Genomic DNA, 13,275 nt, shown 5'->3' on the forward strand with positions numbered 1-13,275 from the left:
CAAAAATTTTTTAAAGTAATAACCTCGCACCTGCAGAATGCTGAAGAAGTGCATGTAACTGGTAGTGGTATTACGCAGGAACAATTTTTAAATTACATTGCGCAAACAGCCCAGTTTAAAATCACGGAAGCTAACGAAAGTACTTCGCAAAGAATGAGCGACGAGAAGTTGGTTGAATATATTGCCCAAAAATTTAATTAAAAAATTAGCATTTTAAACAGGAGGCTGCCTCAAATTTTCTGAGGCAGCCTCCTGTTTTTGTATCCAATATTATATAAAGTTACTTATATGATAACTTTCTCTGTGATTGATTTTTTGAAAAGAATCAATCACATCTTCAGCTATCTGATTTATAATTTATAGCATCACTGCCAACTCAGTTCCTTACAAAGAATCGTAGTGAGAACATACTGATAGAATAATTCACGACCATGAGAGGCTGTTTTGATTTCATTTATCAAGTTTGTTAAGCATGATTTGAATCATAGTTCCTTTGATAATGGTCTCAGATGACTTTGTTGAGCACTCATAGTCTTTGGAGAGCCTAAGATAAAGATTGAGCCAGCCGAAGGATCGCTCCACTATCCACCGCACCGCTTTGGCAAAGCCTCAAAGGCTTGCTTATGTATTTTGTTAACTATTTCCAGTTCAGGTGGCGGAAGGTATTCATTGCAGTGGGTGAAAATTTGACATTTTGACTTTCAAACTGTCAAATTTACTGTGCAAATAAATTATTGACCCATTTATTAACTTTGGTATCTTGATTGATAGGCAAAATTTGAAGTCACAGGCCAGTGAACTTTCGTCAAAGTTAATTTTTGTGTGATCGCTAAATAGCGGTTTTCAATTTAATTAAATGATAGTTGAATTGTAAAACACCAAAATCTAATGAAGATAAATATCGCTACAAGAAAGCTCTCAGCAGGTTCTTGTCTGTATGCTATAGTAAATATCCCTTGCCTGCTCCCTCAGGATAATAGAAGAGTAGCTTTACTTTTTCCACCACTCTCTCAATAAGTTTGTTACCACAGATAAGCCGTCCCTCTTTCTATGTCTATAGCAGATAATGAGCTATGATAGACACAGGAATTAGGATGTGGTAGCAAACTTATACTTGTTAATGAATTCATCTAAATATGTGATATCAAACTATTAAAATCTTTAAGGTTTAAAAGTTATGAAAATAGCACAAATATCACCTTTGTATGAATCAGTGCCGCCAAAGCTTTATGGTGGTACTGAACGAGTTGTCTCTTACTTAACAGAGGAGTTGGTACAGCAAGGTCATGAGGTAACGCTTTTTGCCTCAGGTGACTCCTGTACGGCAGCTAAGCTTATTAGTCACGTAGATAGTGCCTTGCGCCTTAATAAAAAAGTAGAAGATTCTCTGGCCCATCATATTGTGCAGATGAAGGATGTGGCAGAGCGAGTGCATGAGTTTGATGTGCTGCACTTCCATACCGACTACCTTCATTTTCCGTTTTCAGCTTTACTAAAGAATCCGCACCTCACTACGTTGCATGGAAGGCTGGACATTCCTGACCTCCGGTATGTGTACCACAAGTTCGGAGATCAACCTGTTGTCTCTATTTCTGATGCTCAAAGAAAGCCGCTGCAACAGGCTAATTGGTTAGGAACCATTTACCATGGACTGCCTGTAAATCTGTACAAAAAAGGAGAAGGGAATGGCGGATACGTGGCGTTTATAGGTAGAATTTCACGTGAGAAACGACCAGACAGGGCGATAGAAATAGCCAGAAAAGCAGGTGTGAAAATTAAAATAGCAGCAAAAATAGATAAGGCAGATAATGCCTATTTTGAGAATGAGATCAGGCACCTGTTAGATCAACCGCATGTAGAATTTATTGGTGAGATAGGTGAAGATATGAAAGGGGATTTTTTAGGAAACGCCAAAGCGTTGCTTTTCCCAATAGACTGGCCGGAGCCATTTGGTATGGTATTGATTGAGGCTATGGCTTGTGGCACACCTGTTATCGCCTACAATCATGGTTCAGTTCCTGAGATCATATGTAAAGGAGAATCAGGATTTATAGTCGATCATATGGATGATGCCGTGAAAGCCCTAGAAAATATAGATCTGCTGGACAGGAACAGAGTGAGGGAGGTTTTTGAAAAGAGATTTAGTGCGCGCGTAATGGCCGAGAACTACGCCAGGCTCTACGAAAAGCTAAGCAGGAAAGCGACCTCTATCCATATCTCAACCCAATCAAAAGAAGGAAACTTGTTGCAGCTAGAGAAGTAGTTTTCTAGCTGCACTTATACAAGCCAAAGGCTGGCACGAATGTATTATCAAACTAAGATTCATATAGCTATGGAAGAACAGATTATGCAACTGGAAGATAACAAGTACTACATATCGGCAGATTCCACTTATGCCGATGATCGGGTACAGGTGCTAAATCACTGTGACACATTCGGCATTTTTGACCGCTGGGGAGATATTTTGCCCATTGGAAAAGGTACACAGGGAATCTATTACCGCGATACACGCTTCATCAGCAGATTGGAGCTACGGCTTAATAACCAACGCCCGCTACTGCTTAGCTCCAATATAAAAGAAGAAAACGAAATACTTTCTGTAGACCTTACTAACTCAGAAATGGAGCTGGATAATGGTAAAGTTTTGCATCATGGTTCCATTCACATACGCAGAAGCCAATTTGTGAAAGATAACCTGTATCATGAGAAGATCGAACTGGAAAACTATAACGGAGAGTCTTATCCGCTCGATTTATCGCTGAAGCTGGCTGGGGACTTCCGCGATATCTTTGAAATAAGAGGCCTTGAGAGGAGCAGGCGAGGAGAAATACTGGAAACACAATGCGTAGATCACAAAACTTTGATTCTGGCTTATCGGGGTTTAGACGGTCTGGTCAGAAAAGCAAAAGTTTCTTTCCCGCTTCCTTTTGAACAGTATACCGAGGATGGTACCATACATTATTGGGTACTACTATCTTCGAAGCAAAAAGCCACTTTGGATTATAGTATATTGTTTGAGCAGGGAGAGAACGGAGATGAGGATGACGGTAAGAAAGACACATTAGGCTATTATGAAGCCAGGGAAAGTTTAGGGCCAGATCTGGATAATACCAAGTCCTACTTTCCCGTGATAGAAACGGCAAACGAGCATTTCACCCACTGGGTAAACCGCTCTCAGGCTGACCTGGTGTCGCTGATGGCAGATACGCCCTACGGGAAATACCCATACGCGGGCGTGCCCTGGTACAATACGGCTTTTGGCCGGGACGGAATTCTAACTGCCTTTGAGACTTTATGGGTAGCTCCCGATTTAACAAAGGACGTGCTAAAATTTCTGGCTGCTCACCAGTCCAATACCTTAAATGAAGCCGCAGATGCTGAACCAGGAAAGATTCTGCATGAGACACGCGGTGGCGAAATGGTAGCACTAAATGAAGTTCCGTTCAAACAATATTATGGTACTATAGACGCAACACCTTTATTTGTACTACTGGCCGGGGAATATTTCGAGCGTACTGCAGATTTTGACACGATCAAGTCCATCTGGCCGAATCTAAAGGCTGCTATGAACTGGATTGCAGCATATGGAGATCCAGACGGTGATGGTTTTGTGGAATACCAGCACAAAGCCGCCAACGGCCTGACCAACCAGGGTTGGAAAGATAGTTTTGATTCGGTTTCCAATGCTAATGGTGAGTTAGCCGATCCACCTATTGCACTTTGTGAGGTTCAGGGCTATGTGTATGCTGCCAAAACCCATGCTGCCAACATTGCGCAATTAATGGGCGAGAAAGAGTTGGCAGAGAAGTGGAAAGCAGAGGCCCGGGAACTAAAGCTGAAATTTAATGAGGTATTCTGGGATGCCGAGCTAAACTGCTTTGTGCTAGCTCTCGATGGACAAAAGCGCCCTTGCCGTGTAAAATCTTCTAACGCGGGGCACCTACTGTTTACAGGTATAGCAGACAGTGGCAAGGCTAAAAATCTTGTAAAAACCCTTATGCGGCCTGATATGTTTAGTGGCTGGGGTATCCGGACGCTATCAAGCAATGAGCGCAGGTATAATCCTATGTCCTATCATAACGGCACCGTATGGCCGCATGATGTTGCACTTATTGCTTTTGGCATGGCTAAGTATGGCTTCAGAGAAGAAACCGTAGCGCTTGTTACAGGCCTTTTCGATGCCTCTTTGTTTATTCCTCTGCAACGCTTACCAGAGCTGTTCTGTGGCTTTGAAAGAAGGAAGGGCGAAGCGCCAACATCGTATCCTGTTGCCTGCTCACCGCAGGCCTGGTCGGTGGCGGCTGTTTTCATACTGCTACAAGCGCTGCTGCAGATCAGGATAAATCCTTCGAAAAAGGAAATATCATTTCATAAGCCCATACTGCCAGGTTACCTAGAGGCAATCAGGATTAAAAACCTGCAGGTTTGTGATCTTTTAGCTGATTTAGAAATTTCCCGCCATGGTAACGATAACATGGTGGGGGTAAACTGGGAAAATCATCCAGAAGATTGGAAGTTGGTGGTCGTGAAATAGCGAAGCTATATAGCAGGCTTTTGAAACAGAATGATCTAACCAAGTGGAATGACTATGTAAATACTTGAAAGGAAATGGTTACCCGATGATGTTTGGAAAACTTTGAAGACAATATTTATACTGATTTTTTATCAGTACCACACAGAAATTTTGGCAAGAAAAGTGTCAAAATTTCTGTGTGGTTAAATTGGCAAGCCGTTTGTTTGGGGCTTATTAGCTTTTTAAGCTTCTCTTTTATTTAAAAATGTAATTTAAATAAGAAAGGAGGATTAGATATGGGAACTCTAATGATAAAACACAAGAATTTATTTCCAACCATTCCTTCATTCTTTGATGACAGCATGTTGAGGGATTGGTTTAACTGGCCGCTCACCAACAATACAGAGCGAGGATCGGTGCCTGCAGTTAATATTAAAGAGACCAATAATGCCTATGAACTTGAAGTGGCTGCTCCAGGTATGAGCAAGCGGGACTTTAGAGTTGAGCTCGACAATAACATGTTGGTAATTTCTGCTCAGAAAGAAAACAACCATGAAGAGCAGGACACCGAAGAGAACTATACCCGTCGCGAGTTCACTTATCAATCTTTTACAAGATCATTTGCCCTGCCTGAACGACTGGTTCAAGCCGAACAGATCGCTGCAAAATATCACGATGGCATCCTTCATATAACATTGCCTAAAACGGAGGAGGCCAAAGTGAAGCCTGCTAAGCAGATAGAGATTTCCTAAAAATTAAGGTTAAATATAAGAAAGGAGGTAGCTATGAAAACACAGTTGTTTTATGATAGACTGTTGGAAAGATGGGTGCCTGCACCTATAGATACACTTTTGATAGACAAACCTTTGCCGGATCTTAGTTACTTCAGCGCCTTTGATAACAACCTGCTCGAAACACCTGATGGTTACAGGCTGGAAGTGGCTGTACCGGGCATGAGAAAAAAGGATCTCAAGCTGGATGTCTCTGGTCGCGTCCTTACTGTTCAGGGGCAGAAGCGTCAACAAGATGTGTTCGGGTGGTTTGGAGAGGGCGTTAGACTTAAGAGGACGCAATTGTGCAGAACCATTATCTTACCCAAAGATGCCGATGCAAACAGAATAAAGGCCAGGTGCAGGGACGGTTTGTTGGTGATTAAAGTACCTAAGGTTAATAATAGGGATGAAAAGAGATACATACCTGTAGAGCTGGCAGAGGAACAAGAAAGCTGGGGGCAAAGCTTTGTGAATTCTGTTAAAATGCTAAAATCAAAACTTAACATTATAATGAATAAGCTAGGCTTTGGTTCTGGACCTCGTAAAATCATATTGTCCTAAAATCTGCTACTTTGTATAGGAAGCAGGTGTAGAACCCGTACAGATGCAAAGTGCTTTTGCCGCTTCCACATGTGGTAAATTTATATAGAAGGTTTATGTATGGAGAAGAAGGTAAGTTTTCGGTTGCATACTTTCAAGGCTTATTATTCTTCCTGAATACATTGTAGGGGAGTATCAGAACCAAGCTGGTACAGAATCTTCTTCCTCTATCAGCACGGTTCCTTCAGCTCCCTGGCGGCTAAGAATACCATCTGTAGAAGACCAAAGAGAAAGGCAGTTTATAGTTTATCTATTAACTGGTTTCGAGGATGAGAGCCTGCTACGCCCGGTAGAGGATGCAGGAGTGGAGCATAGTGGCAGAATGGAGGTAAACACGTTTCGGGACGTGATCCTCAACTGGGGCCTTCCTTTTGTGTTGATTTATTTGTTGTGACGATATATCCTCTTCAGCCGCAAGCACACAGGAAGTATGCTTGATTTAGGTAGGAACAAAGCTAAAATTCAGGCAGAAAAACCTGAAAAAGCCATTTTCTTTAATGATGTGGTAGGAGTGGATGAGGCAGTAGAGAAAGTCGCTGAACTCCAGAAAAGCCCAGAGAAGTTTACTTGTTTGGGCTTTTCTGGGCTTTTATAAGTGGGACCTCCTGGCACAGGTAAAACACTTCTGGCCAAAGCCGTTGCTGGCGAAGCTGGTGTTCCTGTGCCAGGAGGTCCCACAAACAGACCTGAGGTGCTGGATCTTGCTTTGCTGCGTAAAGGCAGGCTTGACAGGCAGGTGGTAGTAGATAAGCCTAATGTGAGAGGCCGTGAAGCAACCTATAAAGTACATACACGCTTTTTAACACTGGATGCTGGCGGTGATCTGAGAAAGTTGGCTGCCCATACAACAGGATACGCAGGAGCGGAGATAATAGGGAGAAGGAAGAGCTGACATCACTGATACCCCTCCCCAACTGATTTAGCTGTGAAAACAAGCTCTGGAAAGAAAGAATAAATGGTGTTGATGGGAGGCTACAGAAGCTTTGTGTCCGAAATAAAAAAAAAGCCTCTCAAAATAAAATGAAAGACTATCTACTACACCCAGTGAGTGAATGTTTAAACTTTACTCACAGAGATCTTGCCAAACTTCTGGAGTATTTGCCAAGGACTACATTTAATGCAGTGCTACTGTGAAACCTCTCAAATACTACAAGTGTAGCAGATTAGAACTTGTAAACTAGAAAGCAGCCTCTTTGTATGTTCCAGGTATTATATTATGTTTACTTATGAAAAATTTTTCTATTTGATTTTACTGGCAAGTTAGGTGCTATAACTAATTATAAAATTTGTGAGCGATTATATTATGTGGTCTCTATTTATAGTACTTGGATTGAGTTGGTGGTTGAAAGCGTATTTTCACTTCCTACTTTTCAAGAAGAAAAAGAACTTAGACATCACTCTATTTGATTTATGGTTTAATCCATTCAGTTACCTATACTCCAAACTGTTCATATTCTTTCCTTTTTACTTATTTAAATCATCAGAAGAAAGAACAGAATACAATAGACTGAGAAGATTAGTAGTAGTTTGCTCTTGGGTTAGCTTTGTTTCTTTTATTACTCTTGGAACATTAGCAATATATTTAGATAAGCAAAGCTCTTAGATAATCAAGATAATAAAAAAATTAAAGCACCTTACAAGGTGTATACCTTATGCTTCAACTGACTGCCTCGCACAAGGTATACACAAGCCGTTACCATTAGGCTCTAACCTTCAACTTCACAGCAATGCACGAAACGCTGCTTCAGTACATAAGCCAATATGCAAAATCTTCCCTAACAGATGAGGAGAAGGGCCTGGTAAGCACTGCCTTTCTACCGAAGAAGCTACGGAAAAAGCAGTACTTTTTGCAGGAGGGAGGCGTTTGTAAGCATTTCGGATTTATTGTGCATGGTGCCATGCGCCAATACAGCGTCGATGAAAAAGGAATCGAGCATGTGGTGCAGCTGGCCACAGAGAACTGGTGGGTCGGAGACAGGGAAAGCTACCTGATGCTGACTCCATCACTTTATAATATCGATGCCTGGGAAGAGACGAACTTGCTGATCGTTGAAAGGGCAGATCTGTTGAATCTGTTTCAAGAGGTACCGGCCCTGGCTCTTATGGCAAGGGAAATGGATAACAGAAACGCGATGGCCTCACAGAGAAGGCTGAACGCCGCCATAAGTTTCTCCGCCGAAAAACGCTACTCAGATTTTGCTAAAGACCACCCTGAGTTCCTGCAGCGTTTCCCCCAGCATTTGATTGCCTCTTACCTCGGCATTACCAAAGAAACCCTTAGCCGTATCCGCAAGCAGTTGATGTAGTTTTCGCCTTCAACCTTCCTAATAATTTCTGCTTTTCGTTGACATTTGTCAACGGCATTTCTTATCATACCTCATCGACAAAAGGCTGGCGAGGGTTGCACCTTTGTATCGTTAGTTAGCTCGTTGAAAAGCAGCTTTTATCAAACCAAAAAATGATACGAAATGAAAAAAGAAGTAAGTTTCTCATCTCAGGGCCAGAGGGCCGACATAGGCGATATTATCATCTATCGCATTTTGCCTAATTGGTATGCAAAATCCGTGGGGCCATTTGTTTTCCTGGACCATATCGCGCCTACCTTCCACGCACCGGATAAGCCTCTTATGAAGAACGGAACAGGTGCACACCCGCATAGGGGTATAGCGACCCTGACCTACCTTCTGCACGGAGAAGGTGAGCACTTCGACAGCGCCGGGCACCATGCCAAAGTAAGTTCAGGAGGCATACAATGGATGAAAGCGGGTAACGGCATTATTCACGACGAGAACCTGAACGTTGATTCGCAGGCTGGAAACAGACTCACGCACGGCCTTCAGTTCTGGATTAACCTATCCTCCAAAGCCAAGGCTGAATCGCCCGATTACCTGGCGGTTCAGGCAGAGGAAGTACCACAGAAATTGCTTGACGATGGTGCAGGATGGTTGAAGGTGATAGCTGGAAGCTATGAAAACCTAGTGTCCAGGATACCGAGCTATACAGATCAGTTTCTGTACCACGTTCATTTAGAGGTAGGTAAAACACTTTCAATAGAGACAAAAGATGGGCAGGAATATGCTGCCTTTCTACTGGAAAGTTATGGTAACATAAACGACACTGCCTTCAATGCAGGCGACTTTATCGAGTTTGGCCGAAAGGAGGGAAGCATTGAGATAAGCAGTAGCGCTGAGGCTACTATGGACCTGATCCTGTTTGGAGGTGAGAAATATATGGAGCCAATCGTGTCGGAAGGACCTTTTGTGATGAACAGCAGGGACGAAATCGTGCAGGCCTATAGAGACTTTTTTAACGGCAAGTACGGCCAGATTGTGTACAACAACTAATTCAGTTCCCATAAAAAAGCTATTATTATGACAACAATAGGAATAATAGGCGCTGGTAAAATAGGCAAAGCCTTAGCCACCCAAGTAACGAAGGCAGGTTATGAGACCCTCATCAGCAACAGCCGAGGACTTGAATCATTGGATGTGATTGTGAAGGAAATAGGCAATGGCATCAAGGCAGGAACCGTAAAGGATGCAGCCTCGGCGGATGTAGTTTTCCTGGCCGTGCCTTGGAACAAACTGGAAGAGGCAACGGCAACTGTACCTTCATGGGTAGGTCGTGTTGTTATAGACGCCACGAACCCTGTGCTGCCTGGATATGTGGCAGCCGACTTGGGTGGAAAGGCCTCCAGTGAAGTAGTAGCATCTTTGGTGGAAGGTGCCAAGGTGGTAAAAGCGTTCAATACGCTGCTGGCTCATGTTTTAAGTTCAAGTCCAGAAGAAGCTGGAGGAAGAAGGGTTATCTTTTTCTCTGGCAATGACAGTGAGGCAAAAAGAGTTGTTGCCGAAATAATAGAACGTATCGGTTTTACTGGCATTGACCTGGGCAGGCTGGATGAAGGGGGAAGGTTGCAGGAGTTCCCGGGAGGGCCTTTACCTACGCTTAATCTTGTAAAACTATAACTGAAAACGTCATGAAAATAAAGCAGAACGATAACGGGAAAAGAGGCGGGTTCTTTATCGAGCAGGAAAGCAGAACTGTCGCCAAGATGACTTACTCCTGGGCAGGAGAAAGCAGAATTATAATAGACCATACGGAGGTGGATGCCAGTCTGAAAGGGAAAGGAGTAGGAAAGCAACTTGTGGCACAGGCAGTTTTATTTGCCCGCGAGAGAAATATTAAAATACTTCCGCTGTGCCCCTTTGCCAGGAGTGTCTTTGAGAAAATGTCTGAATACCAGGATGTGCTTTAAAACAGGTTTGCTATGCAGAATAAAGAAATAAAATATTCTAACGGTGAAATCACTGTTATCTGGAGGCCCGAACTCTGCCAGCATGCAGGTATCTGTGTTAATATGCTGCCGCAGGTTTATAACCCTGCGGAAAGGCCTTGGGTAAAAATTGGCAATGCAAGCACAGAGGAGTTAGTGGAGCAAATAATTAGCTGCCCTTCGGGTGCGTTAAGTTACCTTTTCAACAAGGGGAATGAAGATCAAGTAGGCAGGTAATCCATATAATCGGCAATGGTTTTTTGCTTTGCAAGGAGACAGTTGAGGAGTGACGTTAAAGTGGCCGCTTGCTATTGTGCAGTATAATCGGGTTCAAGAAGGGGAAATCTTAATTATGTTCTTAAAAAAGGAAGGGCACTATCTCAGTTCGATGAAGTGCCCTTTTATCACTATAAGTAGACCAAAGGAATGAATTTCGAACCTTATCCACAGGGATTTATGTGCTATGAGCGATTATTCAACGTGAGGTAAGTGCAGCAAGCTTATTTCCTGTGATGTCAGTTTTTTACTTTGCAACGGCCTGGCGTTTCGTGGGAGAAAAACAAGTTTAGAACAGGTTTAATGAATAGTCCCAGCAAGGGAGTTGTCAGCTTGGTAGTGCAACCCTTTCGTCCGGATGATTCTCTGACCCAGCAGCAAGATCAGCAACGAGAACAAAGCTGACGCGGCCATAACGCCCGCCATGGGCACGGCGGAGTGGTTGCTGAAGAGGCTTAAGACAACAGTTGCCAAAGCTCCAATTCCCATCTGTGCGGCACCCATCAGCGCGGAGGCACTACCTGCGTTCCTGGTGAAGGGCGCCAGTGACAGCGCAGAGGCGTTGGGGAAGGTAAAGCCGAGGCAGCAAAGAAACAGGAAGATGCACGCGATGGTCGGGAACAGACCCAGCCATCCATTCATTGTGCCCAGTAGCAACACAGCTCCTACCACCAACTGGCACACGAGCGCAGTCACAATAATCGATTGGCTACGGTACCTGCGTAGCATGATGCTGTTCACCTGGCTAGCACCAATTAGGCCAATGGAGAGGAAGGCGAAGATCCAGCCGTACTCCTTCTCGTTCACTCGGAAGAGCTCCATGAACAGTAGCGGCGAACCAGCCACGTAAGCCAGCAGCCCCGCGAAAGAGATGGCACCGGACAGGGCGTAGGTGTAGAACTGTGGCTCCTTTATAACCTGCAGGAACTTTGAGAGGATGGGTTTGGGCTTGAGCGAGTAGGAGGGGTCAGGTTTGCTGCTCTCGGGTAGGCCTAAATAAACGGAAAGTAGAATAACCGCCGCCATGGCAGCCAAAATAAGAAACACGGCCTCCCATCCGAAACCGGCTGTCACGTAGCCGCCCACTGTTGGAGCTATCATCGGCGAAACCCCGATAACGAGCATCAACAGCGAAAACACCTTAGCGTTGTCTTTAACAGGAAACAGGTCCCGCACCATAGCTACGGAGGCCACCGCGGCAGCGCAACTGCAGACCGCCTGCACAAACCTCAGCACAACCAGCGCTTCGATAGAGGTGGCAAAGGCACAGGCCACTGAGGCAAACAAGTATCCAGCAAGCCCGATGTAAAGCGGCCTCTTCCTTCCAAAGCGGTCCATAAGAGGGCCGTACAGCAACTGGCCGGCTGATATACCGATAAAGAAACTGGACAATGAAAGCGAAACCTCCGCCACCGTTGTTCCCAGATTTTTGGCGATGGCCGGGAAGCCAGGCAGGTACATGTCAATCGAAAAAGGCCCCAGAGCTGAGAGGGTTCCTAAAATGAGAATTAGCGAAAAGTATTTCTTGCGAGTCATAAAATGGGTAATTACGCAGCAAAGGTACAATAAAAGAAGTTGCGACTGGGGAGGAGGTGTAACTGCTACTGTCAGCGATTTCGTGAGAGTTGAGGGCTGTCTGAGAAACACATCCTTATGTTCAATTTCGGCTAATTTTGTACTCCACTTGCAAAAGCAGCTTTTTTGGTTTAGTAGACTGAAGGAATGAATTATTGAACCATATCCTCAGGTATATGACAAAATTAGAAGAATGTCTGGACTTCTAAAACTTGATACTATTAAGGTAATGATTTCTTATTAGTTGCTCTGAATTGCTCGGGAGTAACACCGCTATGTTTTTTGAAAAAGCGGAAGAAATAAGCGCTGTCAAAATAGCCAAGCTCTGCAGCGATCTGAGAGCTAGTCAACTCAGAATGAACCAATAGTCTTTGTGCTTCCAGCAGTGTCCGTTGTTGCATCAGCTCTTTTGGTGTTTTACTCAAATAATTTCTGCAGACGGTATTTAAGTGCTTTGTAGTTACATGCAAACGCTCAGCATAAAAGGCTACGTGCTGGTGCTCCTTGTAATGCATATCAATGAGTCGCTCCAGGTTTTGCAGGAGGGTTTGTTCTTTCCCTTGATGGCTTGCTCCGCCTTCAATCGGCCGGAAGATACGGGTCAACTCGATTAGAAGTACATCCAAGTACCTACTGAGCATAACTTCTTGCATCAGCATTGGCTGCTTGTGCTCGAGCTCTATTTTATGCAAAATGGGGATGAGCACATTTTCATCTTCCTGTGTGATATGCATTACCGGGTTGTAGAGCAAGGCATTGAAGAAGGGGTAATCAAGAAGCAATCTGTTTGGGTACTCTTTGGCATAATACTCTTGTGTGAAAAACATGACATAGCCATCGGCATCCTCAGACAGCTCCCAACTGTGCACCTGGCCAGGCGTCATAAAAAAGAACATACCTGGCTTTACGTCATTCGCCTTGAAGTCTATGGTATGTACCCCTGTTCCCCGGGTCACGAAAAGTACTATGTAGAAATCGTGCTTATGGGGCTCGCGTATAAATAGGTGTTCCTGCAGGTGCGCTGCGAACGAACTAAAGTAGAAGTACTGGTCTTTCTGTTCCCGGGCCTTAAAATCCTGTATCTGGTAAATAGGTAAAAGTTCTTTCGGCATAAGAGTTCTTAACGCTGCTTAAGTTGCAGATGGTTTATCAAGGTATAATCCATCTGTATGCATAAATGTGGTACAAAAGTACAGTAATTCGTCTCTTTTGTGCAGATACTTAGCTCTGTTAGCGTGTTAACTTTGTAGCGTTAGTAAGGA

13 protein-coding genes and 1 pseudogene are annotated in these 13,275 nt (G+C 43.9%); 11 read left to right on the plus strand and 3 right to left on the minus strand.

Going from position 1 to position 13,275, the window contains the following annotated elements; all coding sequences use genetic code 11:
• Positions 1-450: 450 nt before the first annotated feature.
• A pseudogene (locus tag ACMA1I_RS08455) lies at positions 451-591 on the minus strand (transposase); the annotation flags it as partial.
• Between the two features lie 586 nt (positions 592-1,177).
• Between ACMA1I_RS08455 and ACMA1I_RS08460 the strand changes: the two are divergent.
• From ACMA1I_RS08460 to ACMA1I_RS08510, 11 genes are all read left to right on the plus strand, one after another.
• The gene (locus ACMA1I_RS08460) at positions 1,178-2,263 is read left to right on the plus strand and encodes a glycosyltransferase family 4 protein (protein ID WP_337067873.1); all 1,086 of its coding nucleotides are present in this window, start codon (positions 1,178-1,180) and stop codon (positions 2,261-2,263) included.
• A gap of 69 nt (positions 2,264-2,332) precedes the next feature.
• Entirely contained in the window at positions 2,333-4,534 is a 2,202-nt protein-coding gene (locus tag ACMA1I_RS08465; protein WP_337067874.1) for an amylo-alpha-1,6-glucosidase, read from the plus strand.
• A gap of 275 nt (positions 4,535-4,809) precedes the next feature.
• Positions 4,810-5,265, plus strand: a complete 456-nt coding sequence (locus ACMA1I_RS08470) for an Hsp20/alpha crystallin family protein (protein ID WP_337067875.1) — start codon at positions 4,810-4,812, stop codon at positions 5,263-5,265.
• Between the two features lie 33 nt (positions 5,266-5,298).
• Positions 5,299-5,847: an Hsp20/alpha crystallin family protein gene (locus ACMA1I_RS08475; RefSeq protein WP_337067876.1), complete on the plus strand. Its 549-nt coding sequence runs from the start codon at positions 5,299-5,301 to the stop codon at positions 5,845-5,847.
• A gap of 469 nt (positions 5,848-6,316) precedes the next feature.
• Positions 6,317-6,481: a hypothetical protein gene (locus ACMA1I_RS08480; RefSeq protein WP_337067877.1), complete on the plus strand. Its 165-nt coding sequence runs from the start codon at positions 6,317-6,319 to the stop codon at positions 6,479-6,481.
• On the plus strand, positions 6,482-6,778 hold the full coding sequence (locus tag ACMA1I_RS08485; RefSeq protein ID WP_337067878.1) for an AAA family ATPase: 297 nt from the start codon (positions 6,482-6,484) through the stop codon (positions 6,776-6,778). It abuts the gene before it with no gap.
• A gap of 835 nt (positions 6,779-7,613) precedes the next feature.
• Positions 7,614-8,192: a Crp/Fnr family transcriptional regulator gene (locus ACMA1I_RS08490; protein ID WP_337067879.1), complete on the plus strand. Its 579-nt coding sequence runs from the start codon at positions 7,614-7,616 to the stop codon at positions 8,190-8,192.
• 162 nt (positions 8,193-8,354) lie between these two features.
• The gene (locus tag ACMA1I_RS08495) at positions 8,355-9,230 is read left to right on the plus strand and encodes a pirin family protein (protein WP_337067880.1); all 876 of its coding nucleotides are present in this window, start codon (positions 8,355-8,357) and stop codon (positions 9,228-9,230) included.
• A gap of 27 nt (positions 9,231-9,257) precedes the next feature.
• Positions 9,258-9,854, plus strand: coding sequence for an NADPH-dependent F420 reductase (locus ACMA1I_RS08500; protein WP_337067881.1), 597 nt, complete (start codon positions 9,258-9,260; stop codon positions 9,852-9,854).
• An 11-nt stretch (positions 9,855-9,865) separates the two neighbouring features.
• Entirely contained in the window at positions 9,866-10,144 is a 279-nt protein-coding gene (locus tag ACMA1I_RS08505; RefSeq protein ID WP_337067882.1) for a GNAT family N-acetyltransferase, read from the plus strand.
• A gap of 12 nt (positions 10,145-10,156) precedes the next feature.
• A complete protein-coding gene (locus ACMA1I_RS08510) occupies positions 10,157-10,399 on the plus strand; it encodes a (4Fe-4S)-binding protein (protein ID WP_337067883.1) in 243 nt (80 codons plus the stop codon).
• A 339-nt stretch (positions 10,400-10,738) separates the two neighbouring features.
• On the opposite strand, the gene ACMA1I_RS08515 is transcribed toward ACMA1I_RS08510, so the two are convergent.
• On the minus strand, positions 10,739-12,085 hold the full coding sequence (locus tag ACMA1I_RS08515; RefSeq protein ID WP_337067884.1) for a multidrug effflux MFS transporter: 1,347 nt from the start codon (positions 12,083-12,085) through the stop codon (positions 10,739-10,741).
• Between the two features lie 149 nt (positions 12,086-12,234).
• Positions 12,235-13,125, minus strand: coding sequence for a helix-turn-helix domain-containing protein (locus tag ACMA1I_RS08520; protein ID WP_337067885.1), 891 nt, complete (start codon positions 13,123-13,125; stop codon positions 12,235-12,237).
• Positions 13,126-13,275: the final 150 nt, after the last annotated feature.

This window comes from Pontibacter sp. 13R65 (assembly GCF_047525655.1).
GTDB lineage: Bacteria > Bacteroidota > Bacteroidia > Cytophagales > Hymenobacteraceae > Pontibacter.